The following is a 25855-nucleotide window of genomic DNA, read 5'->3' as shown; positions in this document are numbered from 1 at the left end:
CGCGCTGCGCCCCCCGCCCCTCTGACCCTTCTAAGAAATCTTTCTTCTCTCCTTTCCTCCGGTAGAATCCGCAAGTGACACACATCAAGGGCTCCGCCCTCGCCATCATCGGCGGCCAGTGGGGAGACGAGGGCAAGGGCAAGGTCGTCGACCTCATCTCGCCGTCGTTCGACCTCGTCGCCCGCTACCAGGGCGGCCACAACGCCGGCCACACCGTCAAGTTCGGCGAGAAGCACTTCGCGCTCCGCCTCATCCCGTCCGGCATCTGCCGACCCGGCGTCATGAACGTCGTCGGCAACGGCCTCGTGATCGACCCGCGCGCGATGATCTCCGAGATGGACAGCCTGCGCGCCGCCGGCGTCCGCATCGAGGAGAACCTGCTGATCTCGGACCGCGCGCACGTCATCCTGCCGACGCACGCCCTCCTCGACGGCGCGCGCGAGAAGGCGCTCGGCGGCGCGAACATCGGCACGACGTCGCGCGGCATCGGCCCCGCGTACGAGACGAAGGCGAACCGCACCGGCCTGCGCATCGCGGACCTCGTCGATCCCGACCGTTTCCGCGCGCTGGCCCGGCCCGTCCTCACCCACCACGACGCGGTCCTCTCGCACTTCTACGGCGTCGAGCCCGCCCCGATCGAGGAGACGCTCGACACGTACGTGGAGTGCGGCAAGAAGCTCGCGCGCCACGTCACGGACACGAGCGCCTGGCTGAACGCGCAGCTCGCCTCCGGCAAGAAGCTCCTCTGCGAGGGCGCTCAGGGCGTCATGCTCGACGTCGACCACGGCACGTACCCGTTCGTGACGTCCTCCTCGTGCGCGGCGGGCGGCGCCTGCACGGGCCTCGGGATCCCTCCGTCGGCGCTCGGCGCCGTCGTCGGCGTCATGAAGGCCTACACGACGCGCGTCGGCTCCGGTCCCTTCCCGTCCGAGCTCTTCGACGACGTCGGCGAGCGGATCCGCACGCGCGGGAACGAGTTCGGCACCGTCACGGGCCGCCCGCGGCGCGTGGGCTGGTTCGACGCGGTCGTCGCCAGGACCTCGGTCCGCGTGTGCGGCCTCGACGGCATCGCCCTCACGAAGATGGACGTCCTCGACGACCACGACGAGATCCGCATCGCGACGGGCTACACGATCGGCGGCAAGGCCGTGAGCGAGATCCCGGCGCGCTCCGACCACTACGAGCAGGCGCAGCCCGTCTACCGGTCGTTCCCGGGCTGGAAGACGTCCACCGTCGGCATCGAAAGCTGGGGGGCCCTCCCGGCCCGGGCCCGCGAGTACGTCACGGCGCTCGAGGAGATCGTCGGCGCGAAGGTCGTGATCCTCTCGACCGGCCCGAAACGCGAGGAGACGATCATCCGCGGTGGGACGATCCTGGACGCCTGGCTCGCGAACGTGCCGGTCACCCCTGGCGTTTGAGAATGGGTTTCGCCCGCCTCCGGGCGTCGAGTACACTGCGCCGCGTGGGCCGTTAGCTCAGTTGGTTAGAGCACATCCCTTTTAAGGATGGGGTCCTGGGTTCGAGTCCCAGACGGCTCACCATTTTCTTTCGCGCGTCTTTGTTCCCGTCTTGATCCGAAATGCGCGTCTGTGTCGTAACATTCGCGTCGAACCTGTCCGAAGAACCCCGTTCTGCCCCCGGAGGACAAGCCATGGTCATTTCACCGGCGAAACGGAGTCTCCGTCTACGAGCCTCGGCCGAGGCCTTCGAAGTCCTGCGGACGGCCAAGAGCCCGAGGATTTCCAATGCCGAGCTCCTCAAGCACTCGGTCCGAAGCGACCACGAGCCGCATCCGCGCGTCGTGCGCGAGGTGCACCAGGGCCTCAAGGAGGCGCAGTTCGAGAAGCCCAAGAGCGAAGGCTCGGTCCTGAAGAAGATTTCGGGGGTCTTCTCGCGCAACGCCGCGAAAGCAGAGCCGAGCGTCGACGACATCATTCGCCGGTTCGAGCAGGCGTTCGTCGAGCCCGACTGACGCCGGACCGAAAAGCCGCTAGAATCCGCCGTTCCTCGGGTGCCCCCATCGTCTAGCGGCCCAGGACGCCACCCTTTCAAGGTGGAGATCGAGGGTTCGAATCCCTCTGGGGGTACCACCTAACTCACTCACCTGCCAACCGAGAGCGGCCTCGCGGACTTGCGCCGAATGCAATTGCATCAGGTGCCCCGGCATGGCTCGGCATAAGGTTTGACCACGACTCTCCCTTCGACAGGTCGCGGAGCAGAACGCGGGGGCCTCATGAGCTGGGTCGGGCGGTCATTCTCTCTGGCGGCAGCCACGCTGGCGACGGCGCTCCTCGTTCCTCGGGCCGCGGCCGCCGTCACGATCACCGAGTTCCCTCTGCTGGCGCGCAGCCGGCCCTTTTCGATCGCCGCCGGCGCCGACGGCAATTTCTGGTTCACCGAGAACGCCTATTTCAACGAAGTCGGCCTCAACAACATCGGACGGATCACAAGGGATGGCGTGGCCACGGAGTTCCCGATTCCGACGCCCGACAGCTACCCTTTCGGAATCGCCGCCGGTCCCGACGGCAACCTCTGGTTCACCGAATCCGCCGCCAACAAGATCGGCCGCATAACTCCTGCCGGCGAAATCACGGAATTTCCGCTCCCGACGGCCAGCAGCGTCCCCCTCGGCATCTGCCTCGGTCCCGACAGTGCGCTCTGGTTCACAGAGAGGCAGGCGGACAAGATCGGCCGCATAACGCCTGCCGGTACCATCACGGAGTTCACGCTGCCGACCGGCAGCTGGGCTTGGATGATCGCCTCCGGCCCCGACGGCAACCTCTGGTTCACGGAGATGTTCGGCGACAAGATCGGACGGATTACAACGGACGGGGTCGTCACGGAGTTCCCGATCGGCCGGAGGGCTTTCTGCATTGCCGCCGGTCCCGACGGCGCCCTGTGGTTTACGGAAAACTCAAGGGGCAAGATCGGGCGCATCACGCCTGCCGGCGACATCACGGAGTACCCGCTTCCGGCCGGCGGCAGCCCCTTCGGCATCTGCCTCGGTCCCGACGGCGCCCTCTGGTTCACAATAAACGCCAGCCCCTCGAAGGTCGGGCGCATCACGACCTCGGGCGTCATCACCGAGTTCCCTCTTCCGACCGACAACAGCGTCCCCGAGGGCATCTGCATCGGACCCGACGGCGAACTGTGGTTCGCGGAGTTACTCGGCGACAAGATCGGACGGATCTCTCTGGGGCTTTCTTACACCCTGCCTCCCTGCCGCGCTCTTGACACGCGCCTTGCGGCCGGCCCTCTTGGGGGACCCACACTCGATCCGATCACGGCACGCGACTTCCCGCTCGCCGGCGTCTGCGGCATCCCGTCCGACGCCCTCGTCATCTCGGGGAACATCACGGTCGTTTCGCCTTCAGCACCGGGGGACCTTCGTGCTTGGGCGTCCGACCAGCCGGTGCCGCCGACGAGCGTCCTCAACTTCTACGCGGGAAGGACGCGGGCCAACAACCTCTTGGTGGCCCTGTCGCTGGATGGCTCTCAATCGGTCACGATTCAGAACGACAGCACCGGGACGGTCGACGTCGTCCTCGACGTGAACGGGTACTTCAAGTAGGTGGATCTTCGCGGCCTCGGGTCCGGCGCCGGATGCAACTGCATCAGGTGCTCCGGCGCGGGGCGGCATAAGGTTCGGACACGACTCTGCCTTCGCATGGTCGCAACAAATCTCTCCGCGCTCCAAAGGAGGTCCGCTATGTCCGTCGCGAAAGTGACCGAGATCGTCGCCTCTTCGCCCAAGAGCTTCGAGGACGCCATCGCCACCGGCATCAAGCGCGCCCACAAGACGCTCAATAACGTCCGCGGCGCCTGGATTGCCGAGCAGAAGGTCAAAGTAGAGAAGGGAAAGATCACTGAATATCGGGTCACGATGCGCGTGACGTTCGTGCTGAAGGACTAGGACCGCGCAAGCGGCGCGCCACCGCTTCTGGGGGGCCCCACCTGTCTCCTTCTCCCCGGCGGCGCTACTTCTTAGCCCGCCGCTCCCTATCCTCGGCCTCCCGGAGCCGGCGGTCCCCGTCGCGGAGGAAGTTGAGCGACGACTCGCGGGAAGCAAAGCCGACGAGTCGTACCGCCGCGTTGCCGTCGACCCGCTGGATCGCCAGCGTCGGGAAGCCCGTCACGCCCATCCGGACGCGGAGCGCCTCCACGTCGGGGGCGTTCGCGCCGTCCTCGCGCCTGCGGTCCACGACCTCGATCGGGACGTATTTTTCCTCGATGAGCCGGGCGAACGTCCCGACGTCGAACACGTTCTTCTTCAGGTCGTGGCAGGGCCCGCACCACTCGGCCGTGAAGAAGTAGAGGGCCGGCTTCCCAGTTTTTCGCGCCTCGTCTGTGCCTTCCGCGAGCGTCCGGAACCGGACGCCCGGCGGGCCCGAGGCGGCACCCGTCGCCGCAATTACGAGAAGGGCCGCGGCGACCGTCCGTCCACGGAACATGTACCTCCGAGCCTACAAGAGGCCGATTCGTCCCTCCCCCTTCATCTGCATCAGGCGCGCGAGCGGCGCGAAGGCGCTAACGTAGGTCGATTGTCCGAATGAAGGAGGGCTGGCGCCCATGCCGCTCGCAATTTCCCGCCTCGCCGTCGCCCTGATCGTTCTGCTCGTTGCCGTCCCCGCCGCCGCGCAGGCCCCGCCCGTCTCGAACCCGTTCTTCGAGGAGTGGACGACGCCCTTCGGGATGCCGCCGTTCGAGCGGATCAAGGCCGAGCACTACAAGCCGGCCTTCGAGGCCGGGATCGCCGAGCGGAAGAAAGAGGTCGAGGCCATCGCCTCGAACCCCGCGGCGCCCACGTTCGCAAATACGCTGGAGGCGCTGGAGAACGGCGGGCTCGCCCTTGCGAAGGTGAACGACGTCTTCTTCACGCTGACGGGCGCCGAGACGAACGACGCGCTCCAGGCGATCAACAAGGAGATCTCGCCGAAGCTCTCCGCCCTCCGCGACGACGTGCTCCTGAACGAGAAGCTCTTCGCGCGCGTCAAGGCGGTCTGGGAGGCGCGCGAGAAGCTGACGCTCACCGTCGAGCAGAAGAAGCTCCTCGACGACCACTACAAGGACTTCGTCCGCGGCGGCGCGAACCTCGCGCCCGGGCAGAAGAAGCGCTTCCGCGAGATCAACCAGGAGCTGTCGGTCCTGGGCCTGAAGTTCGCCGACAACCTTCTAAAGGAGACGAACGGCTTCAAGCTCGTGATCGACCGGAAGGAGGACCTCGCCGGCCTGCCCCCGGCCCTCGTCTCGGCGGCGGCCGACGCCGCGAAAGCCGCGAAGCTCGAGGGCAAGTGGGCGTTCACGCCGCAGGCCCCCTCGATCCTCCCCTTCCTGACGTTCGCCGAGAACCGGGACCTCCGGAAGAAGATCCTCGACGGCTACACCTCGCGCGGCGACCACGGCGACGTCCTCGACAACAAGGCCACCCTCTCCCGGATCGCCGCCCTCCGCTCCGAGCGCGCCCGCCTCCTCGGCTTCAAGACGCACGCCGACTTCGTCCTTGAGGAGAACATGGCGAAGACGCCGGCCGGGGTGTACGGACTCCTCGACCGGGTCTGGACGCCCTCCCTCGCGATGGCAAAGCGCGAGCGGGCCGATCTCCAGGCCGCGATCAAGGCCGACGGAAAGGACTTCGCGCTCGAAGCGTGGGACTGGCGCTACTACTCGGAAAAGGTCCGGAAGGCGCGCTTCGACCTCGACGACCAGGCGCTCCGCCCCTACTTCCCCATTGACCGCGTGCGCGATGGCGTCTTCTACGCGGCGAACCGGCTCTACGGCCTCACCTTCACGGAACGGACCGACGTGCCGAAGTACCACCCCGACGTCCGCGTCTTCGAGGTCAAGGACGCCGACGGCTCGTTCCTCGCCCTCTACACGGTCGACTACTACCCGCGTCCCGGCAAGCGGAGCGGCGCCTGGTGCGGCCGGATCCGCTCGACGTGGGTCAAGAACGGGAAGGACGTCCGCCCGATCGTCACGAACGTCACGAACTTCACACGCCCCGCGGGCGACGCCCCCGCCCTCCTCTCCCTCGAGGAGGTCCGGACGCTCTTCCACGAGTTCGGCCACGCGGTGAACGGCTTCGTGTCGCGCGTCACCTACCGGTCCATGGGCCGCACCTCGCGCGACTTCGTCGAGCTGCCGTCGCAGATCATGGAGAGCTGGGCGCTCGAGCCCGAGGTCCTGAAGGTCTACGCGAAGCACTGGAAGACCGGCGAGACGATCCCGCTCGCGCTCGTCCAGAAGATCGAGAAAGCCGGGACGTACGGCGAAGGGTTCCGGACGACGGAATACCTCTCGGCGTCCTATCTGGACATGGACTGGCACACCCTGCCCGAGCCGAAGGAGATGGACGCGGCCGCGTTCGAAAAGGCCTCTCTCGGCAAGATCGGCCTGATCCCCGAGATCGTCGTTCGGTATCGGAGCCCTTACTTCCAGCACATCTTCGGTCCCGGCGGCGGGTACTCGGCCGGCTACTACAGCTACATCTGGAGCGACGTCCTGGTTGCCGACGCCTACGAGCTGTTCCGCGAGAAGGGGATCTTCGACAAGGCGACGGCGACGTCGTTCCGGAAGAACATCCTCGAAAAGGGAGGGACCGAGGACGCGATGACCCTCTACAAGCGCTTCCGCGGGCGGGAGCCGGCCGTCGAGCCGCTCCTCGTCAAGCGGGGGCTTGCGGAGCCGAAGCCGTAACCACTTTCTTCTCTGGACGCGATCTTGCATCAGGCCCCTCGACAAGGGGCCTCAAGGCCCCTTCACGTTCGTTACAACGAAGGAGCCTTCATGCGAAAACTCGTTTTTCTGGCGCCCGCGTTCATGGCACTGGCGGCACTCTGTGACCAGCCGGCGGACTGGCCCCGGCGGCCGCTCGGCGTCGACGATCGCCCGGCCGCGCGTGTCGCCGAGGCGGCGCCGCGCCCGAACGCCGTGGGAGCCGTGTCTCATCTTCTCCTGCCGACGTCGGCGAACGTGAACGGACAGTTCGGCGCCTATTACAAAACGAAGGTCAGTATTTTCAACGCCGTGAACGCGACCTACCAGATCCGCGCGGGGCTGAGCGACACCACGGGTGAGATCGCCCACGCGTTCATCACGGTCCACCCCGGCGAGACGGTCACGTCCGGCAACTTCCTGGCCGACGTGTTCGGGTACACCGGAGGCGGGGCGATCGACCTGGACAGCGGCAACACGAGCCTCCGGTTCGTCGTCAATTCCCAGGTCTACGTCGACACGGTCAACGGGCGTTACACCACGGCGGTCCAGTTCGCGGACGATCTCGGGGCCATCACGCCGAGCCGTCCCGGCTACGTCGTCGGCGTCTCGGTGAACTCGTCCCGCCGCACCAACGTGGGCTGTGCGAGCAACTCCGGAAATTCCCAGACGATCTCTTTTCAGGCCTTCGACGCCAGCAACTTCGCGGTCGGCAACCCGGTCACGTTCACCCTGGCGCCTTTCGGCTGGAGTCAGTACTCGTACGCCGGCTCGCTGACGAACGGCGGGATCTACGTCACGGCCGGCCAGAACGCCGTCTGCTACGCCGTCGAGGTCGACAACACGTCGAACGACGGAACCTACCAGCTCGCGACTCCGTTCTGACGAGGCGGTCCGGAAGGGGGTGGCCGAAGAGTTCCGCCACCCCTCCACCTCCCGGAGTTATCCTCTGCACACCGGAGGCGAACAGGGGATGGCTCTCTTCGGCAAGGGCGCGGGCGCGAGCGGCGGGATGAAGCCGGGCTTCCGCGACATGAAGTGGGGCGACCAGCCGCCCAAGGAGATGGAGGTCCTCGACGAGCAGGCGGAGCAGAAGTTCTGCCGCCTCGAGCACGACAACCTCACGTGGAGCGACGCGCCCGTCGACCGGATCGTCTACCTCTTCTGGAACAACCGTTTTTCCGACGTCCACATCGAGATCTCGCCCGCGTCCGCCGACAGGATCCTCAAGGACCTCAACGACGGCTGGGGCCGGCCCGAGCAGCCCAACAAGTTCATCGAGGACTTCCTCTGGAAGAACAAGGCGATCGGCCCGGAAGCGACCGAGGCCCTCTTCAGCCGCAACCCGAACACGCGCGGCGCGACGCTGACGATCTCGAGCAGCTACATCAAGGCGAAGAAGGCGCTCGCGAAGGGCAAGCCGCCGGCGCGCTGAACCCCGCGATCAGCGCCCGCAGTCCTCGGACGCGCTCGCCACGGTCGCCTCGGTCCCGCCGAGAAGCTTCCAGTCCCCGGCCATCGTGGTCGACCCGTCCGTGACGTCCCGGCGGTCCGGGTCCACCCGCGCGCCGCGCACCCCGGGCGGCGCCTGGACGATCGTGTGAAAGCTGACGACCGCTCCCGGCGGGATCACGGCCGTATCCGGCCCGGCCTGTCCGCTCGCGAGGTAGATGCCCTTGTTGTCCATGATCCGGACCGTGATGACGACGTTGCACGCCGCCTTGATCCCTCCGTTCCGGACTGTCCCGTTCACGCGCACGCCGCCCGTCGTGTCGACGACGCCGTCGTTCCGGACCTCCGTGACGCGCACGCTCGCCGTGGACGCCTCGGCCTCGGGCGTGGCGGAGGGCGCGGCCCCGGCTTCGGGAGTGCCCGCGGGCGCGGGCGTTTCCGTGGACGGACCGCCGCTGATCGTCACGAGCGAGCCCTTGCCCTTCTGCGCACCCGCGAGCTTTCGCTCGCGCGCGACGTCCTGGAGCGTGCGCGGTCCCGCGACCGACGGGCGCGGCGAGGGCGTGGGCGTGGGCGCGGGGGACGGAGTCGCCGCCGCGGCCTGCAGGAGGACGAGTCCGAGCGCGAGAACGCTCACCGGCATTCCTCCGAGAAATCCAGCACTTCTCCCTCGACGCGCGCGACGCGCTGCGAGTTCGTCCGGGCGGGGCCCTCGGCGAGGACGTCGGGAGCCCGCTCCTGCGAGCCGCGCACGCCCGGGGGCACCTTCAGGCGCGCCCCGAACGGCACGGCGTCGCCGACGGGGACGACCTTGAGGTCCGTCGTCGTCTCGCCCTTCGAGAGAAGCAGCCCCTTCTCGTCGAACATGCGGAGGAACAGGCGCACGCGGCACGCGGGCGTGCGGCCGGTGTTGCGCACCCGGCCATAGACCGAGAGGAACCCGTCCGCGACGGCTCCGTTGTCCTGCATCTCCTCGACGCGCAGCGGACCCTGCGCCACGGACGCGGGGGCCTCCCCCGCTCCCTTGGGCGGCACGAGCTTGCGCTCGCGCGCGACGTCCGCGAGCGAGCGCGGCTTCGGCGTCTCCGTCGGCGTGGGTGTCGGCGTAACCGTCACCGCCGCGGCGGCCGCGAAGAGGAGCACCGTGGCCTGGGGCAGGAACATCCCGCCGATTATCCGACAACCACCCGCGCGGCGAGCTTCGTCCCGAAAACCCTCTCGAAGAGCTTGCCCTTCTTCTTGAGCGCCCACAGCTCGAGGTCGCACGCGGAACGCGCTCCGAGCGTGAGGTGGGCCTTCTTGCCGCGCAGCACGACGCGGGCGCGCGTCACGAGGCCGCGGTGCGTGCGGTCGAGCGCGTCGGCGACCCGGAGCAGCGCGGAGAGCTTCTCGACGACGGGCTTCTTCCACGGGTCGAGCGACCGGAACGCCTCGTGCGACGGGTCCGGCGGCGCCTTGCGGTGGTAGCGGGCGACGAGGGCGATCACCTCGACCTCGTCCTGCGTGAAGCCCTTGAGGTCGCCGTGGCGGATGAGGTAGTGCGAGTGGTGGTGGTGACGCGCGTAGGCGACCGAGAGCCCGAGGTCGTGCAGGAGAGCCGCGTGCTCGAGCCATTCGCGCTCGAGGGCCGTCAGCTGGTGGAGCGCGTGGGTCTGGTCGAAGAGGGCGAGGGCGAGGTCGCGCACGCGCTCGGCGTGGCGCGGCGGCGCACCGGAGCGCGACGCGAGGCGCCGGACGGATTCCCTCCGGACGTTCCTCTCGCCCGGGCGCCGGCGGGCGGGCTGCGGCGACTCGAGGACGAGCGCGTCGCGGAGCGAGCGCTCGGACGCGAGGAGCGTCTCGATCCCGAACGAGCGAAAAAGCTCCTGGAGGAGGATCGCCCCCGCCGTCACGATGTCGGCGCGGTCCGCGTCCAGCCCCGCGATGCGCGCCTTCTGCTTGAGCGTCGAGGAGACGAGGAGGTCGACGACCTTCTTCAGGTCGCGCCGCGAGAGCGACATATGGCCGGCGCCCGCGCCCTCGCGGCCGTTCAATCGGGCCGCGATCTCGGCCACCGCGAGAATCGTGCCGGACGTCCCGACCGCCGTCTTGATTTTCGCCTTCGCGACCGGCTTCTCCAGCCGCTTCAGCCGGGAGCGGACGGTCTTGCGCAGCGCCTTCTCGTCGCGCGGCGAGAGCGGGTCCGACGAGACGTGGAGGTCCGTCAGGCGCACGGCGCCGAGGTCGAGGCTTTCGGCGAGAAGGACCTTCTCCCCCGTCGCGACGACCACCTCCGTCGAGCCGCCGCCGATGTCGAGGACGAGCAGCGGATCGCAGGACGGCGGCAGGTCCGCCCGCACGGCGCGCGTGATGAGCCGCGCTTCCTCCTCTCCGGAGATCACGGCGAGGCGAACGCCCGTCTCGCGCCGCACGCGCCGGACGAACTCGCCGCCGTTCGCGGCCTCGCGGACCGCGCACGTGGCCACGGCCGTGATCGACTCGGCGCCCGCCGCGCGCGCGAGCGCCGCGTACCGCGCCAGGCAGTCGAGTCCGTCCTCCATGGCCTCCTCGGAAAGCGCGCCCTCAGCGAGCGTCTGCTGTCCGAGCCGGACCATCTCCTTTTCGCGCAAAACCTCGAAGGCGTGGCCCGGGTCCTCCGGGTCGCGCCGCGCGACGAGAAGCTTGATCGAGTTCGACCCGACGTCGATCGCCGCGAGAACCTTGCCGGACGCCATCTTCACGGAACCTTATCGCAGCTTCTGTAATCTCCGTTTGAAGATGCGTGTGTTCCCGCCGAAGGACCGGCCGCGCCTCTGGGGCGTGGCCGTCTCGCATTACCAGGTCGAGGGCGGGGATTCCTGCGACTGGACGGCTTGGGAGGCCGCGGCCCGGACGAAGGGCGGCCCCTGCGGCCGCGCGGCGGGCTCGTGGGAGCGCTACGAGGAGGACGCCGACCTCGCGGCGGACGCCGGCGCGAACGCGTTCCGGTTCTCGGTCTCGTGGAGCCGCGTCGAGCCCTCGCGCGGAACGTACGACGCCGCCGCACTCGCGCGGTACGGCCGCTTCGTGGAACGGCTCCTTGCCCGCGGCCTCGAACCCATCGTCACGCTGCATCACTACACGCATCCCGCGTGGTTCCACGCGGAGACGCCGTGGACGTCTCCCGCCGCGGTCGAGGCCTTTGCGCGCTTCGCCCGGCGCGTCGCCGAGGCGCTCGCACCCCGGGTCCGGATCTGGGTCACGCTCAACGAGCCGCTCGTCCTGCTGCTCGGCGGGTTCCTCGACGGGCAGATTCCGCCGGGGCTCGCGGACGGCCGCGCGGCCGGGCTGGCCCTCGGAAACCTCTACGCGGCGCACGCGGCGGCGGCAGCCGTGCTGAAGGACGTCGACTCCGGCGCCGCGGTCGGCCTCGCGCACAACATGATGGACTTCGTCCCGTCGCGTCCGAGGTGGATTCTCGACCGGCTCCTCGCCGCCCACGCGCGCCGCCTCTACAACAGGTCCTTCCTGGAGGCGTTCCGGACGGGGACGTGGGACCTCTGGATCCCGCCCTTCACGCGCCTCCACGGCCGCCTCCCGTCGCTTCGGGGATCGCTCGACTTCGTCGGCGTCAACTACTACTCGCGCCTCCACGTGGAGTGCCCCGCGCCGACGCGCGTCCTCTCGCGGTTCGCCTACCGCGACCCGCGCGCGCGCGGCCTGACCGACAACGGCTGGGAGATCTCGCCCGAATCCTTCGGGCCGCTTCTCGCCGAGGCCGGCGCGCTCGGCCTGCCCGTCCTCGTGACGGAGAACGGCCTCGCGGACGGCGACGACGCCCGGCGACCAGGGTTTCTCCGGGACCACGTCGCGGCGCTCCTCGAGGCCGAGCGTGCGGGCGTGAGGGTCGCGGGATACCTCCACTGGTCGCTCGTCGACAACTTCGAGTGGCTGGACGGCTACGGCCCGAAGTTCGGCCTCTATGCTGTCGACCGCGAGACGCTGGAGCGCCGGCCCCGGCCCTCGGTGGCCGTTTTCCGGGAAACCGGCAAGGCGTTCCTCGAACAGGGCTTGCCGAAGGAGCATGCACAGAAACCAGTGCACATTTAACAGGAGCCAAACGGGCGATTCACTCGCCCCGCACCTCCGGGCCCCATCTTCCGCGGGCAGGAGGGCCACCTCATGCTCCTGGCCGACTTCCACATCCACTCCACCTGGTCGGACGGGCGGCTCGCCATCCCGGAGATCGTCGACGCGTTCGGACGCACGGGCCACGACGCCATCGCCATCACGGACCACGTCGTCAACGAGGACTCCCTTCTCGGAAAGATCGCCCACTCCTGCAGGCTCTCGATCACGAAGGACAACTGGGACGCGTACCGGGCCGAGATCGAACGCGAGACGAAAAGGGCCTGGGACGAGTACCGCATGGTCGTCCTCCCCGGCGTCGAGCTCACGCGCAACGCGCTCACGGGCAGGCGTTCGGCCCACGCCCTCGCCCTGAACCTCGACCGCTTCGTCTCCGCCGACGGGCCCGTCGAGGAGATGCTCACGCGGGCGCGGGAGGCCGGCGCGATCACCGTGGCCTGCCACCCGAACGAGCAGTCGGACTGGTTCGCGAACACGTACTACCTCTGGAACCGCCGCAAGGAGGTCGCCGAGCTCGTCGACCTCTGGGAGCTCGCCTGCCGCTGGGACCTCTTCCCGCAGGTCTCCCGCGCGCGCCTCCCGTACCTCGGGAACAGCGACTTCCACGACACGCCCCACCTCTGGGCCTGGAAGACGCTCATGCAGTGCGAGAAGACTCCCGAAGCCGTCGTCGCGACGCTGCGCTCGGGCCTCGGCCTCGGGGTGACCCGCCTCCTCGCTCCGGCACCGAAGGCCGTACGCACTCCGAGTGAGACCCAGCCCCTCGAACCCTGCACCGTGATTCCCGGCTTCATTCACCCGGCGGCCGCGTGAGGACGCCATGACGCTCACGCTCGCCCTCCTCGTCCTCGCCGCCGCGGGCGGCCTCATGACGACGTTCCAGACCGGCCTCGTCCTGCGTTTTCTCGGGAGAAAGCGCCCTTTCGCGCCGGGCCCGCGGGAGCGGGCCGCGAGCGCTTTCCGGCCGGACGGTTCCACGGCGACGCCCCGGGTCTCGGTTCTCAAGCCGCTGTGCGGGCTTGACGACGGCCTCGAACAGAACCTCGCGTCGTTCGCCTCGCTGACGGGCGTCTCGTACGAAGTGATCTTGTCGGCGGCCCGCGCGGACGACCCCGCCGTGGCGGTCGCGCGCAAGGTCATCCGGCGCTTCCCGGCGACGGCCTTCCGCCTCGTCGTCGGCGGCGGGACGGGCGTCGCCCTCGCGAACCCCAAGGTCGACCGCCTCGTCGCCGCCTCGCGCGAGGCCCGCGGCGAGATCCTCCTCGTGTCGGATTCCAACGTCCGCGTCCATCCCGGCGACGTCGCGAGGATCGCCGCGGCGTTCGACGACCCGGAGGTCGGCTGCGTTTCGAGCCTCTTCACGGGGTCGGAGGCCCGCTCGTTCGGCGCGGTCGTCGAAAGCCTGCACCTCCTGACGTTCGTCCTGCCGGGCGCGGTCATCGCCGAGTTCGGCGGCGTGCCGTGCGTCGTCGGCAAGTCGATGGCGCTCTCCCGCCGCGCCCTCGACGCCATCGGCGGCTTCGCGGCGTTCGTCGACGTCCTCGCCGAGGACCAGGCGATCGGCTGCGCCGTGCGCGATGCGGGGCTGAAGGTCGCTCTCAGCCCGGTCGTCGTCCGGAACGTCACGACGCACCGGCCCCTCGAACGCGCCCTTGCGCGCCAGGTGCGCTGGGGCAAGATCCGCTTCGCCTTCTCGAAGCTCACGTACACGGGCGAGCTCCTGCTGAACCCGTTCCCGATCGCCCTCCTCGCCTGCGCGGCCGCCGCCCTTCTCGCCCCGCGAGCCCTCACCCCCGCGGCTCTCCTCGCAGGCGCCCTCCTCCTTCTCCGCCTCCTGCAGGGCTTCGCCCTTGCACAGGCGACGCACGCGGATCACTCCGCCGGGCAGCTCCTGCTCCTGCCGGTCAAGGACGTCCTCCAGCTCTTCACGCAGGTCGCGCCATACCTCTCGAAAGAGGTCGACTGGCAGGGCCACCGGGCGCGACTCGGCCCCGGGACGCTCCTCCTGCCCTCCCGGGCTGTTTAGAGCCGCGCGTCCATCCGCATCAGGCGCCCCGCGATGATCCGCATGACCTGGAGAGCGAACATCGGGGTCTGTTGAACGAGGAAGTTGAACCGCCGCTCCGTCACGGGAGCCAACCGGCAGTCGGTCTTCGCGACCGCCGTGGCGCTGCGGCGGTGTCCCTCGAGCAGAAGCGACATCTCGCCGAAGATCCCGCCGGCCCCGACCGTCTCGACGACGTTGCCGTGCACGACGAGGTCGACCTCGCCGGCCTGCACCGCGTACATCGCGTGCCCGGGGTCTCCCTCCTCAAAAATCACGTGGCCGGCCGGATGCGTTTCGGTTTCCTCCGCGTTGCGGAACAGGTCGATCGTCTCGCTCATCGCCGCTCGTCCTCCCATCATGCCTAGAATGTCGGGGATCCCTGTGAGATCCGTGTGAAGGCGCTCCTTGCTCTCCTGCTCGCGTTCCTCGCCGCCTCGCCCGCCCGCGCGGACGAGACGTGCGGCCCGCTGTTCGTGATCGCGCGGAGCCTCAACGCGAACGTCGTCCTCTACGAGGCGCATTTCAGGGCCGACGGCACGCTGGACCCCGAGAAGCCCCTGACCGCCACGTGGCGGCTCGACGCGCAGGACGGCCGCCGCGAGGGCCTCAACTTCGTCGAGCGGATCAGGGCCTACGGCATCGACGTCACGGCGATCGGACAAACCGATGCGTGGCGCGTGAAGGTCCGGGCGCTGCCGACCCGGCCGCTCGTCCTCCATGCGGGGACCGGCTGCCCGTTCGTCACGGCCGAAGTCGACGGCCGTACCGTGATCCTCCGCCGCGTCTACGTGACCGCAACGGGCGGCCTTCTCCCGAAAGTCGCGTCCGTCGAGCTCACGGGCGTGGACCGCGAGACGGCTCTCCCCGTCTCCGAACGCTTCACGCCCTGATCTCCGAAAAAATGCGGCGGAGCGCGGCTCACGGCCCGCGCCCCGCCGATGGTTGGGGGCTAGAAGACGACTCGAACCCCGAACTGCGCCTGCCGCGGGTCGCCGAGGCCGCTCTGCACCGTCCCGTCGAAGTTGAAGAGCAGGGACGTCGACCCGGGATTCCTGAGGTTCTTGCTGTTGAACAGGTTGAAGACCTCGAAGATGGGCTCGATCTGCACGTTGCCCGCCATGAAGACTTTCGAGATGCGGAGATTGAACGAATTGAACTGATTGTCCTTACGGCCGAGGTTTCGCTCCGTCACGCTGCCGTCCGGGTTGATGCGGTCCTGGGGCGTGTTCGCGACGGCGCCGGTGGACGTGAGGGACAGCGGCTGAGCCGAGCGGTACTGCCAGCTTCCGTTCACGTTGATCGCGAACGGCGCCTGCCAGAGGACGTAGGCGTTGAACCGGTGGCGCTGGTCGCGGTCGGAATACCCGTACTCCGGGCCGAGGTTCGTGACCTTCGCGTACCGGTACGAGAACGGGTCGCGCTCGTTGTCGTCGTCCGACTTGTCCCACGACAGCGTATAGAAGGCCTGGAACTCGAAGTTGTTCGTGTAGCGCTTGACCAGGCCGAGCGTGATCCCGTTGTAGACGCTGTGGCCCGTCGATTCCACCGTCGTGAGCGAACCGAGGCCGTTCCCGCCGGCGAGCCCGGTCGTCCACGGGCCGACCGAGCCGTTCCCGAGCAGGGGATCGTTGCGGTTGATGAAGCGCGCGATGTTGACCGTGTGCGCGTAGTTGTACCGGAGGGACACGGCGACGTCCTTCGCCACCTCGCGCTCGACAGCGAGGCTGGCCGAATACGTCCGGGGGTTCGAGAAGTCCTTGCTGTAGACGTAGACGCCGGGCTGGAACGGCGTCGACGGGAGCGAAGAGAGCGGGATGATGCTCGGATAGGCCGGCACCGGCCCGAGAATGTTCGTCAGCGAGCTGTCCCGGTAAACGTCGTAGCCGAGGCTGCCGTTCGTGGACCGCGTCGAGGCGAGGTTCAGGCCCGGGACGCGCGCCGCGAAGATTCCGCCGTTCGCGCGGACGAGAGTCTTGCCGTCCTTCGTCGGGTCCCAGGTGATGCCGAGGCGCGGCTGCCACATCGCGTAGTCGGAGGGGATCGTCCCGTCGGACGGGAATTCCTGCCCGTACGACGTCTTCCCGATGAACGGCGCGAAGAAGACCGACTCCGGCGGCGTGATCGGGTCGGGCTCGATCTGCGCTTCCCAGCGCAGGCCGAAGCTGATCGTGAGGTTGGGGAGCGGCTGCCACTTGTCCTGGATGAAGACCGCGGGCTCCTCCTGGACGATGCTCTGCGTCCCCGCCTGGTCGATCGTGAGGCCGGGGCCGGGCACGTGCTGGAGGTAGAGGGCGACGGGGCCGGTGATCGAGGTGCCCGCCGGGCAGTTCCCCGTGTTGTTCGACGTGCCGTTCGAGCACTCGACGTACTTGCTGTTCTTCGTGAAGTTGATGAACCCCTGCACGGAGCCGAAGATGATGCGGCCGTTCCCGAACCCGCGGAACGTCTGCGTCGCGTTCGTCCTGTTGTACTCGAGGCCGCCCTTGATCGTGTGGTTGCCCGTGATGTACGTCAGGATCTCGTTGAACTGCAGGCGCGTGTCGTAGTAGTCGACCGGAATGAAGAACGGCTGGCCGAAACGGTATCCGTTCACGAAGTCGACCCCCGTGTCCGGGAACGGCCGGCCGCCGCCGGGAACCTGCGGGCCGTCGTAAGGCCGCGGCCGGTCCTCGCGCGCCCACTGGAACCGGAACTCGTTGAGGAGTCGAGTTCGTGAGGGTGGACTGGAGCGCGCCGGTCACGGAGTTCGAGTTGTCCTGCTCGATCGCGTTCGAGCTCGTCGCCCACGGGTCGACGTCGAACGTGCCGTTCTCCTGCTCGGACCACGTGTAGTTGTACCGGACGGTAGCGAGGTGCTTGTCGTTGATCGCCCAGTCGATCTTCCCGAGGAAGACGCGGGCGTCGTTCGTGCGGTCGATGGGCCGTTCTGGCCGGGCGCCCCGACCGACGCAAAGTACGACACGAGCGCCGGGTCGATGCGGGTCGGGTCCGTCTGCTTCGTCGACTTGCCCTTCTGGTAGTCGAAGGCCGTGAAGAAGAAGAGCTTGTCCTTGATGAACGGCCCGCCGAGCGTGAAGCCGGTCTGCAGCTGGCTGAAGTCGTACTTCTCGGCCGAGGAGCCGTCCGCCTTCACGGCCGCCGACGAGAGGCCCTGGTCCTTGTAGAAGCCGTGGACGCTTCCGTGGATCTCGTTCGTGCCGGACTTCGTCACGACGTTCACGAAGCCCGCGGACGCGCGGCCGAACTCGGCGTTCGCGCCGTCCGAGACGACGACGACCTCCTTCACCGCGTCCATGTTGAACGTGAAGGCCGGCCGCTGGCCGCCGCGCTGCTCGCCGAAGAACGGGTTGTTGAAGTCGGCCCCGTCGACGGAGACGTTGTTCTGGATGCCCTTCTGGCCGTTGACGGTCAGCTCGTCGCCGTCGGGACCCTGCACGATCGAGACGCCGGGCGTCAGCTTCGTGAAGTCGAGGAAGTTGCGGCCGTTGCTCGGGAGGCCCTTGATCGCCTCCGTGCCGATCTGCACGGAGCCTTCCGTGCGCGCCGTCTCGATGACCGGCGCCGCGGCCGTCACGGTGATGGCCTCGGCCTTCTGGGAGAGCGTGAGCGGGAGCGTGAGGTTGATCGTCTGGCCGACGCCGAGGTCGAGGCCCTCACGCACGAGCGTCGCAAAGCCCTTCAGCGTCGCCGTGACGCGGTAGGGCCCGAGCGGGAGCGCGAGGCCCCGGAAGCGGCCGTCCGAGCCGGTGACGGTCGTCTTCTCGAAGTTCGTCGCCGTGTTCCGGATCGCAACTGCCACTCCGGGCAGTGGGGCGCCCCCGGAGTCGGACACGATGCCTTCGATCACGCCCGTCGTGGCCTGGGACTGGGCCAGAGCGCCGCCGGCCGTTGCGGCCGCGAGGACGAGGACGACTACACGGAGAACGCTACGCGGTGAAGGCGTCATTCGAATTCCTCCTGCGAAAGATCTCTTCGAAAGAAAGAGATTGAGATCCGGTTGCAGCCGCAAACTAATTGCTGGCGCACCGCAAAGTCAATCTGAGTTCGATGTAAAGATTCGATGAAGGCTCGGCCTCAATCAGGCCGCGCGGCCTTGCCAGCAGAGCCACCGCGGCGGCTAGTTGGGTGCCGACGACGACGGAACCGAGGATGCGTGTCGAAGCAAGGGCGAACTGCCTTGCGTCGACGAGGCACCCTCAGTGTGAGTGCCTTTGTCTTCATGGAACCGGGGTCTATGACGGGCAGGAAAGGGCCTACGCGGACGCGAACGACCGCCAACCGAAATAGAGCCCGGTTGCCAGGAGGAACGCGCCCGCGACGATCGTAGAGCGTGCGACCCAGAGGCCGGAGCGGTCTTTCAATCGGTGCGCCGCCCTGATGAGGAGCGTGAACCACGAAAAGACGCCGAGCCCCACGCCCACCGCGAATCCCCCGGCTCCTGCCGGCGACGGGTCGAGGAGCCGGTGACCGATGAGAAAAGAGATGAACAGCGTCCAGTTGACGAACGGGCCCGGATTCGCCGCGCCCTGTAGGAACCCGGTCAGAAACGGCAGACTCGCCACGCCGGCCCTCGCGGTCGCCCCGGATGGCGCAGCCGATGCTCGCGCCCGGGCGCCATCGCCCTCGCGGGATGCCCCCCGACAGTCCACGAGAAGCTTGACTCCGGAAGCGACGAGAAAGAGAGCGAGGGGTCCGCGAACCCAGGGGCTCGTGACGACCTTCTCGATCACCCAGCCGACTCCGAAGCCATGAGCGCACACGTGAGGAGGTCCACGCTCGCGCCTCCGAGCGCAACGTGGTAGGCCTGACGTCTTTCGCCGAGCAGGCTTCGGCGCAGGCACGTGATGCCGATGGGGCCGGGAGGAATGGCGCCGACGAACCCGCACGCGAGGCCAAGCGGGAAGGCGGCGAACATTTCCGATGCTCGCAGGCGCCGATGAAGATGTAGTTCAGGGCGCGTGTGGACGTTGCAGCCATCCGGTACGAACGCGACCGGCTGGACTGAGTGGTGTCCATGGCGCGCCCGCTTCCGAGTATGCAGAAAAAAAGCCCCCGGGATCGCCCGGGGGCATTCAAGGAGGAGGCGGCGCGGTTGCGAGGCGCGCCGCGGTGTTGGCTCTTAGAAGGCGACCTGCGCGGCGAGAACGAACTGGTTGTAGCTGTCGCTCAGCGCCCCGTTGATGACGCGGTTGTCCTGCTGGACGATGAAGTAGTCGAGCTTCAGGCTCAGGTTCTTGTACTTGTCGTGGCCGAGCGGGAGCCAGTGGGCGCCGAACGTCCACGTCTTGGTCTGCGAGTCTTTCTGCGTGACGCCGTTCGTGCCGTCCTGCGCGTCGAGGTTCGTCGTGATGATGTCGTACCGCCCGCCGATCTGGACCCGGTCCATGATCGTGTAGAGCGCCTGCGCGTACCAGCCGCTGCGGCGCAGGATGGAGGGCGGGCCGGCCTGGCCATCCTGGGCGTAGATGTACTCGGCCTCGGCGACGAGCGGGAAAGCGGCGCCGCCGTTGAACCGGGCATGCCCGCCGACGCGCGAGCGGGTCGTGTGCGCCGCGGCCTCGCCGGCGCTCTTGCAGCCCGAGCCGCCGAAGATGAGGCCCTTGACGAGCTTGAGGTCCACGCGCCCGCACATGTTGACCGTGTCGTTCGAGTCGTCGAGCGTGTTCGACGCCGTGCCGTTCGTGATGGAGCCGTAGAGCGTGACGGGCTCGACGACGTCGCCCTTCACGAAGAAGCCGGCTTCGCGGCGGTCGGAGACGGCGCGGACGATCTGCGAGCGCTCGGGGAAATCGAGCTCGGACGAGGAGCGGACGCCCTCTTCAGTCATCGTGATTTTCTTCTGACCGAGGGAGAGCTCCCAGCCCTTGAAGCCTGTGTACGTGACCGCGAGGTCCTGGAGGATCTTGGCGTCGTTCGTGTTGTTGTTCGTCGCCGCCGCGTTGGACACGATGGCCTTGGCGGGGTCGAACATGACCTCGAAGGCCCAGTCCTTGTTCACCTTGCCGTTGAGCTTGATCTCGGAGCGCCGCAGACGGAACGTGTTCGCGCCGACGAAGTTTCCGAGCGTCGAGCTCGTCGTGGTGCCCGTCGGGATCGCAAGCGGTGAGTCGTCCGTGACGTACCACGCCTGGAGGAGCAGGCCGAACTTCAGCTCGCCCTCGCTGCCCCAGCGCAGGACGGTCGGGGGCGCGGCCGGGGCGGCCGGCTTCGGCGCCGGCCGGTTGTAGCCCGGCCGGTCGTGCTTGAAGTTGTACATGTCGATCGCGGTCTCGTTCTCGGCGACGACGGTTTCCCCGTTCGGGCCGTTCCCGATCATCGTGACGGCCTTGTTGCCGATCTCGCCGCTCTTCTCCCAGGACTGGAAGCCCGCGGACGAGTTGAAGACGTAGATCCGGCCGTCCTTCTCGACCTCCTTGTACCAGAGGCCCTGGGCGGCGGCGGGCGCCGCGGCCACCAGGAGCACGACGCCCACGAGGGCGAGTGCGGCGAAGCGGTTGATCCAGCGGTTCATCGAATTCCTCCTTGTCGCGTGTCTCTGACGACGCGGAACTGTCGGCGGAGGTCGTAAAGGAGGCGCGGTTGCCACATGGAGTCCGTGTAAAGATTCTTCTTGGAAGGTGAAGAGAGGGGCGATCAACGTGTTACGCCGGGCGTGCGTGTGCCTTCACGAGGAATTAACATCGTTCACACATCGTCCCGTCGCCTTCCGGGAAGACTCCGCGCGTCTTGAAGCAACTTCTGAGGAGGAACAAACGATGAACTCTGTGAAGAAGGCCGCCGTCGGAGCCCTCGCTCTCGCCCTGTCCACCACCGTTCTGGCCGAGACCGTCAAGGTCGACGCCGCGATCCCCGCCTACAAGCGCGCGTCCGGGGTTTCGGGCAACCTGAACTCCATCGGCTCGGACACGCTCAACAACCTCATGACGTACTGGGCGGAAGGCTTCAAGAAGGCCTATCCGAACGTCAACATCCAGATCGAGGGCAAGGGCTCCTCGACGGCCCCGCCCGCGCTGATCGAGGGCACGTCCCAGCTCGGCCCGATGTCCCGCGAGATGACGGGGGGCGAAAAGGACAAGTTCGAGGCGAAGTACGGCTACAAGCCGACGGTCGTGCGGGTCGCGCTCGACGGCCTCGCCGTCTACGTGAACAAGGACAACCCAATCGAGAAGCTCACGCTCCAGCAGGTGGACGGCGTCTTCTCGTCCACGCGTCGCCGCGGCGGGAAGGACATGAAGACCTGGGGCGACCTCGGCCTGACGGGCGACTGGGCGTCCAAGCCCATCTCCCTCTTCGGCCGCAACTCGGCCTCGGGCACCTACGGCTACTTCAAGGAGCACGCGCTCGCCAAGGGCGACTACAAGAACAGCGTCAAGGAGCAGCCGGGCTCCTCATCCGTCGTCCAGGGCGTGGCCGAGGACAAGTACGCGATCGGTTACTCGGGCGTCGGCTACACGACGTCGGGCGTCAAGGCGGTCAAGCTCGCGGAGAAGGCGGGCGGCGAGTACTACGGCGAGTCGTACGAGAACGTTCTCGCAGGCAAGTACCCCATCTCGCGGTATCTCTACGTGTACGTGAACAAGGCCCCGAACAAGGCGCTCGATCCGCTCACGCGGGAATTTCTCGCCTTCGTCCTCTCGAAGGAAGGCCAGGAGATCGTCGTCAAGGACGGCTTCTTCCCGATGCCCGCGAAGACCGTCGCGGACGAGAGCGCGAAGCTCAAGTAGTGAACACCCGGCGCTTCTGGACCCGGACCAGCGACCGGGCGGCGAGCTTCGCGATCAGCGCGGGCGGACTCCTGATGATCGGGAGCCTCGTCCTGATCTTCGGGCTGATCTTCTCGGAGAGCCTGCCGCTGTTCCGGGCCCCGTCGCTCGCCGCATCTCGTTCGATGGGGGCCTCGATCGCGGGTCCGGCCCTCGCGGCAGGCCTGAACGAATACCTCGACGGCGCCGAGGCGGTGTTGCCGGATGGGACCGTCCGCGTCGTCGATCTCGAGACGAAGGCGGTCCGCAAGTCGATCCCGGTCGCGGGCCTCGAGGGGCGGCGCATCACAGCCGCCGCCCGGACGTTCAAGGACGATTACGCGCTCGGCCTCTCGGACGGCTCCGTCCTGGCGGCGAGCGCGCGCTGGCAGACTTCGTTCGACTCCGGAAAACGAGCCGTCGACTTCACGTTCGAGTCCCACGGCTTCTTCCCGCTCGACCCCGCCGGCCGGCCCGCGAGCCGCGTGGCCGTGTGGCAGAGAAGCTCGGGCGGTTTCCTCGTCGCGGCCTCCCCGGAACCGGGCTCCCTCGCCCTCGGCGTGGGGTCCGACGACGGCCCGCACATCGTCGACCTCTCGGCCGCGTTGAAGGACGACAAGGTTTCAGCCCTCGCGTTTCTCGACGACGGCGGCCTCCTGTGCGTGGGGACGGAGGGCGGGCAGGTCGTCGCGTTTTCGCTCGCGGAACCAGCCTCTCCCGTCCGGCAGGAGTCGGTCGCCCTCTGGCCTTCGGATCCGGCCCCCGTGACGGCGCTCGAGGCGCTCATCGGCGGGCAGTCTCTGATCGCGGGCGACGCGAAGGGACGCATCGCGGGCCTCCTCCGGATTCGCGAGAGCGAAGGGTCGGAGACGCGCGTCCTCAAGGCCGTCCGGCGCTTCGAGCCCATGTCCGCGGCGGTCACCGCGCTCTCGGTCTCCCCGCGCGGGAAGACGTTCCTGGCCGGCGACGCCTCCGGACGCGTGACCGCCTACTTCGCCACGAACCAGCGCACGCTCGCCAGCGCTTCCGCCGGAGCGCCCGTTGCGGCGCTCGCGACGTCGCCGAAGGGCGACGGCGTCCTCGCCATCACCGCCGCGGGGCTCTCGGAGTTCGCGCTGGACGCCCCACATCCCGCGATTTCGTGGAAGGCGCTCTTCGGCAAGGTCCTCTACGAGGGATACGACCAGCCCGAGTACACCTGGCAGTCGACCGGCGGCACGGACGACTTCGAATCCAAGCTGTCGCTCACGCCGCTCATCTTCGGGACGCTCAAGGGCACTTTCTACGCGCTGCTCTTCGCCGTCCCCGTCGCGCTCGCCGCGGCGTTCTACACGGCGGCGTTCGCGACGCCGGCGGTCAAGCGCCTCGTGAAGCCCGTGGTCGAGATCATGGCGGGCCTTCCGTCCGTCGTCCTCGGCTTCCTCGCGGGTCTCTGGCTCGCTCCCGTGATCCAGCGGTCGACGCTCGCGACGCTGCTTCTGTTCCCGATGATCCCGCTTTTCGTTCTCGCGGGCGTCCTCGCGATCCAGGCCCTGCCCCCGCGCCTCCACCAGCGCCTGCACGGCGGCCGCGAGCTCCTCGTGATCATTCCCCTCGCGCTCGCCGCGGTCTGGTTCTCGAGCCTCGCCGGGCCGCTGATCGAGAACGTCGCCTTCCACGGCGACTTCAAGGCCTGGCTCCTCTCGGCGGCGGGCCTCAAGTACGACGCCCGCAACAGCCTCGTCATCGCGTTCGCGATGGGCTTCGCCGTCATCCCGATCATCTTCACGATCTCGGAGGACGCCCTCTCGAGCGTGCCCGAGCACCTCCGCGCCGCGTCGCTCGCGCTCGGAGCCTCGGAGTGGCAGACGGCGGTGCGCGTCATCCTCCCGACGGCTTCCGCGGGCATCTTCTCGGCCGTGATGATCGGCTTCGGGCGGGCGGTCGGCGAAACGATGATCGTCCTCATGGCCACGGGCAACACGCCCGTCATGGAATGGTCGATCTTCAACGGGATGCGCACGCTCTCGGCGAACATCGCCGTGGAGATCTCGGAGGCCCCGTTCGGGGGGACGCTCTACCGGGTCCTCTTCCTCGCGGCGCTGCTCCTCTTCGTCATCACGTTCGTCGTGAACACTCTGGCGGAAATCCTCCGTCAGCGCCTCCGCAAGAAGTACACGGTGATCTGATGTCGGTGCGGAGCTTTCTCTTCAAGAAGGGCGAGCCCATGATCTGGCTCGCCGGGGCCGGCCTCGCGGTCTCCCTCATCCTCATCGGCGGCCTGCTCTTCCTCGTCGCGGCCCGCGGCCTCGGCTCGTTCTGGCCGCGCCCGCTGACCCTGATCGAGACGAAGGACGGCAAGCGCTGGCTCGGCGAGATCCTCACGGTGGAGCCGATGCCCGACCGCAAGGACGCCGCCCAGCGGATCCGCGTGAAGATCGGCAACCGCGACCTTAACGGGCTGGACTTCAAGTGGATCGACGAGCCCGACGTCGTGAAGAGCGAAACCCCGGCGAACGCGCTCCTCGTCGAGCGGCAGGAGTACGGGAACTTCCACGGCTTCCTCAAGGAGATCCGCGTCGGGGAGCGGGTCGTCGCCACGGGCGACGCCGCGGGCCTCGAACGCCTTCGGCGCCTCCAGTCCGAGATCCGTCCCCGGTACAACGCGAATCGCGAGGTCGAGAAGAGGGACGTCGGCGCCATCAACACCGAGCTCGAGAAGCAGCGCCTCGTCCTGCGCCGCGCCGAGCTCGCGCAAGCACCCGACCTCGCGCGCGTCCGCCAGACCACCGAGAGCCGCATCAGCGAGCTCAAGCGCCGCTACGAGGCTCTGCGCGAGCGCCTCGAGAACGAACGCAGGGACCTGAGCGCCACCACGGCGGTCCTCATCGACGCGCAGGGCAAGGCCAAGTCGACGCCCGTGCGGGACATCGTGCGGATCGTGACGCCGAACGACCTCTCGCTTTTCGGCAAGGTCCGAGTGTATGGCGCGCGCCTCGCCGAATTCGTGGCCGACGAGCCCCGGGAATCCAACACCGAAGGGGGCGTCTTCCCCGCGATCTTCGGCACGATCCTCATGGTCGTCCTCATGACCGCCGTTTCGGTTCCGCTCGGAGTCGTCGCGGCTCTATACCTGCGCGAGTACGCGAGGCAGGGCCGGCTCGTGCGCATCGTCCGGATCGCGGTCAACAACCTCGCGGGCGTTCCGTCGATCGTGTTCGGCATCTTCGGCCTCGGCTTCTTCGTCTACGGAATCGGAGGCCAGGTCGACAAGCTCTTCTTCTCGGAAGCGCTCCCGACTCCGACGTTCGGCACCGGCGGCATCCTCTGGTGCGCGATGACGCTCGCGATCCTCACGATTCCCGTCGTCGTCGTCTCGACCGAGGAGGCTCTCGCCGCCGTTCCGGCCGGGATGCGCCACGCGTCGCTCGCGCTCGGCGCCACGAAATGGCAGACGACGTGGCGCGTCGTCCTCCCCGCCGCCGCGCCCGGCATCCTGACGGGGCTGATCCTCGCGATGGCCCGCGGCACGGGCGAGGTGGCTCCGCTCATGATCGTGGGCGTCGTCAAGCTCGCGCCCAACCTGCCGGTCGACGGCATCTTCCCGTACCTCCACCTCGAGCGAAAGATCATGCACCTCGGCTTCCACCTCTACGACGTCGGGTTTCAGAGCCCGAACGTCGAGGCGGCCATCCCGATGGTCTACACGACGACGATCCTTCTCCTCGTGATCGTCGTGGCCCTCAACCTCACGGCGATCCTCATCCGCAACGTCCTCCGCAAGAAGCTCAAGTCCTCCACGTTCTGAGGAGCA

General features: G+C 68.1%; 23 protein-coding genes, 2 tRNA genes and 1 pseudogene. 16 read left to right on the top strand and 10 right to left on the bottom strand.

Annotated features, from left to right (window positions below; translation table 11 throughout):
- Window positions 1-83: 83 nt before the first annotated feature.
- The 6 genes and pseudogenes from IPL89_16410 (at window position 84) to IPL89_16385 (ending at window position 3913) form a co-directional block, all read left to right on the top strand.
- Window positions 84-1418, top strand: coding sequence for an adenylosuccinate synthase (locus tag IPL89_16410; GenBank protein MBK9064750.1), 1335 nt, complete (start codon window positions 84-86; stop codon window positions 1416-1418).
- 46 nt (window positions 1419-1464) lie between these two features.
- Window positions 1465-1541 (top strand) — tRNA-Lys (locus IPL89_16405).
- 110 nt (window positions 1542-1651) lie between these two features.
- Window positions 1652-1972, top strand: coding sequence for a hypothetical protein (locus IPL89_16400; protein MBK9064749.1), 321 nt, complete (start codon window positions 1652-1654; stop codon window positions 1970-1972).
- Window positions 1973-2013: 41 nt separating this feature from the next.
- Window positions 2014-2090, top strand: a tRNA-Glu gene (locus IPL89_16395).
- A 230-nt stretch (window positions 2091-2320) separates the two neighbouring features.
- A pseudogene (locus IPL89_16390) lies at window positions 2321-3190 on the top strand (Virginiamycin B lyase).
- A 519-nt stretch (window positions 3191-3709) separates the two neighbouring features.
- Window positions 3710-3913, top strand: a complete 204-nt coding sequence (locus tag IPL89_16385) for a dodecin domain-containing protein (GenBank protein ID MBK9064748.1) — start codon at window positions 3710-3712, stop codon at window positions 3911-3913.
- A gap of 64 nt (window positions 3914-3977) precedes the next feature.
- On the opposite strand, the gene IPL89_16380 is transcribed toward IPL89_16385, so the two are convergent.
- On the bottom strand, window positions 3978-4451 hold the full coding sequence (locus IPL89_16380; protein ID MBK9064747.1) for a thioredoxin family protein: 474 nt from the start codon (window positions 4449-4451) through the stop codon (window positions 3978-3980).
- Window positions 4452-4569: 118 nt separating this feature from the next.
- Between IPL89_16380 and IPL89_16375 the strand changes: the two genes are divergently transcribed.
- The 3 genes from IPL89_16375 (at window position 4570) to IPL89_16365 (ending at window position 8149) form a co-directional block, all read left to right on the top strand.
- Complete coding sequence (locus IPL89_16375; protein ID MBK9064746.1) at window positions 4570-6696, top strand: M3 family metallopeptidase; 2127 nt, start codon at window positions 4570-4572, stop codon at window positions 6694-6696.
- Between the two features lie 90 nt (window positions 6697-6786).
- On the top strand, window positions 6787-7599 hold the full coding sequence (locus IPL89_16370) for a hypothetical protein (GenBank protein MBK9064745.1): 813 nt from the start codon (window positions 6787-6789) through the stop codon (window positions 7597-7599).
- An 88-nt stretch (window positions 7600-7687) separates the two neighbouring features.
- On the top strand, window positions 7688-8149 hold the full coding sequence (locus IPL89_16365) for a hypothetical protein (GenBank protein MBK9064744.1): 462 nt from the start codon (window positions 7688-7690) through the stop codon (window positions 8147-8149).
- Between the two features lie 9 nt (window positions 8150-8158).
- Here the strand turns inward: IPL89_16365 and IPL89_16360 are convergent, their stop codons facing one another.
- From IPL89_16360 to IPL89_16350, 3 genes are read right to left on the bottom strand one after another with little or no spacing between them, the layout of a single operon-like run.
- Window positions 8159-8803, bottom strand: a complete 645-nt coding sequence (locus tag IPL89_16360; GenBank protein MBK9064743.1) for a hypothetical protein — start codon at window positions 8801-8803, stop codon at window positions 8159-8161.
- A complete protein-coding gene (locus IPL89_16355) occupies window positions 8800-9330 on the bottom strand; it encodes a hypothetical protein (protein ID MBK9064742.1) in 531 nt (176 codons plus the stop codon). Before IPL89_16355 ends, IPL89_16360 begins: the two co-directional genes overlap by 4 nt.
- An 8-nt stretch (window positions 9331-9338) precedes the next feature.
- A complete protein-coding gene (locus tag IPL89_16350) occupies window positions 9339-10886 on the bottom strand; it encodes a Ppx/GppA family phosphatase (GenBank protein ID MBK9064741.1) in 1548 nt (515 codons plus the stop codon).
- A gap of 37 nt (window positions 10887-10923) precedes the next feature.
- On the opposite strand from IPL89_16350, the gene IPL89_16345 reads away from it, so the two are divergent.
- From IPL89_16345 to IPL89_16335, 3 genes are all read left to right on the top strand, one after another.
- On the top strand, window positions 10924-12234 hold the full coding sequence (locus IPL89_16345; protein ID MBK9064740.1) for a glycoside hydrolase family 1 protein: 1311 nt from the start codon (window positions 10924-10926) through the stop codon (window positions 12232-12234).
- A 72-nt stretch (window positions 12235-12306) separates the two neighbouring features.
- A complete protein-coding gene (locus IPL89_16340) occupies window positions 12307-13086 on the top strand; it encodes a phosphotransferase (GenBank protein ID MBK9064739.1) in 780 nt (259 codons plus the stop codon).
- Between the two features lie 7 nt (window positions 13087-13093).
- Window positions 13094-14299 carry a glycosyltransferase gene (locus tag IPL89_16335; GenBank protein MBK9064738.1) on the top strand — a complete coding sequence of 402 codons (1206 nt, stop codon included), beginning with the start codon at window positions 13094-13096 and terminating at the stop codon, window positions 14297-14299.
- Here the strand turns inward: IPL89_16335 and IPL89_16330 are convergent.
- Complete coding sequence (locus IPL89_16330) at window positions 14296-14658, bottom strand: cyclic nucleotide-binding domain-containing protein (protein MBK9064737.1); 363 nt, start codon at window positions 14656-14658, stop codon at window positions 14296-14298. The genes IPL89_16335 and IPL89_16330 overlap by 4 nt on opposite strands.
- Window positions 14659-14712: 54 nt before the next feature.
- On the opposite strand from IPL89_16330, the gene IPL89_16325 reads away from it, so the two are divergent.
- Window positions 14713-15210 carry a DUF4833 domain-containing protein gene (locus IPL89_16325; GenBank protein MBK9064736.1) on the top strand — a complete coding sequence of 166 codons (498 nt, stop codon included), beginning with the start codon at window positions 14713-14715 and terminating at the stop codon, window positions 15208-15210.
- 59 nt (window positions 15211-15269) lie between these two features.
- On the opposite strand, the gene IPL89_16320 is transcribed toward IPL89_16325, so the two are convergent.
- The 5 genes from IPL89_16320 to IPL89_16300 all read right to left on the bottom strand — a co-directional run bounded on the left by IPL89_16320 (window position 15270) and on the right by IPL89_16300 (window position 20831).
- Window positions 15270-16913, bottom strand: coding sequence for a hypothetical protein (locus tag IPL89_16320; protein MBK9064735.1), 1644 nt, complete (start codon window positions 16911-16913; stop codon window positions 15270-15272).
- Window positions 16914-17057: 144 nt separating this feature from the next.
- The gene (locus IPL89_16315) at window positions 17058-18266 is read right to left on the bottom strand and encodes a TonB-dependent receptor (protein ID MBK9064734.1); all 1209 of its coding nucleotides are present in this window, start codon (window positions 18264-18266) and stop codon (window positions 17058-17060) included.
- 307 nt (window positions 18267-18573) lie between these two features.
- Window positions 18574-18882 carry a hypothetical protein gene (locus IPL89_16310; GenBank protein ID MBK9064733.1) on the bottom strand — a complete coding sequence of 103 codons (309 nt, stop codon included), beginning with the start codon at window positions 18880-18882 and terminating at the stop codon, window positions 18574-18576.
- A 164-nt stretch (window positions 18883-19046) separates the two neighbouring features.
- Complete coding sequence (locus tag IPL89_16305; protein MBK9064732.1) at window positions 19047-19235, bottom strand: hypothetical protein; 189 nt, start codon at window positions 19233-19235, stop codon at window positions 19047-19049.
- Window positions 19236-19439: 204 nt separating this feature from the next.
- Complete coding sequence (locus IPL89_16300; GenBank protein MBK9064731.1) at window positions 19440-20831, bottom strand: outer membrane beta-barrel protein; 1392 nt, start codon at window positions 20829-20831, stop codon at window positions 19440-19442.
- 244 nt (window positions 20832-21075) lie between these two features.
- On the opposite strand from IPL89_16300, the gene IPL89_16295 reads away from it, so the two are divergent.
- Genes IPL89_16295 through pstA form a run of 3 tightly spaced genes read left to right on the top strand, consistent with a single transcriptional unit; the run spans window position 21076 to window position 25849 of the window.
- On the top strand, window positions 21076-22044 hold the full coding sequence (locus IPL89_16295) for a phosphate ABC transporter substrate-binding protein (protein MBK9064730.1): 969 nt from the start codon (window positions 21076-21078) through the stop codon (window positions 22042-22044).
- The gene (locus tag IPL89_16290; protein ID MBK9064729.1) at window positions 22044-24230 is read left to right on the top strand and encodes an ABC transporter permease subunit; all 2187 of its coding nucleotides are present in this window, start codon (window positions 22044-22046) and stop codon (window positions 24228-24230) included. Before IPL89_16295 ends, IPL89_16290 begins: the two co-directional genes overlap by 1 nt.
- On the top strand, window positions 24230-25849 hold the full coding sequence (pstA, locus tag IPL89_16285; protein MBK9064728.1) for a phosphate ABC transporter permease PstA: 1620 nt from the start codon (window positions 24230-24232) through the stop codon (window positions 25847-25849). Before IPL89_16290 ends, pstA begins: the two co-directional genes overlap by 1 nt.
- Window positions 25850-25855: the final 6 nt, after the last annotated feature.

The organism is Acidobacteriota bacterium (assembly GCA_016716715.1).
Taxonomy (GTDB): domain Bacteria; phylum Acidobacteriota; class Thermoanaerobaculia; order UBA5066; family UBA5066; genus Fen-183.
This window is presented reverse-complemented; position numbering and strand designations above follow the sequence as displayed.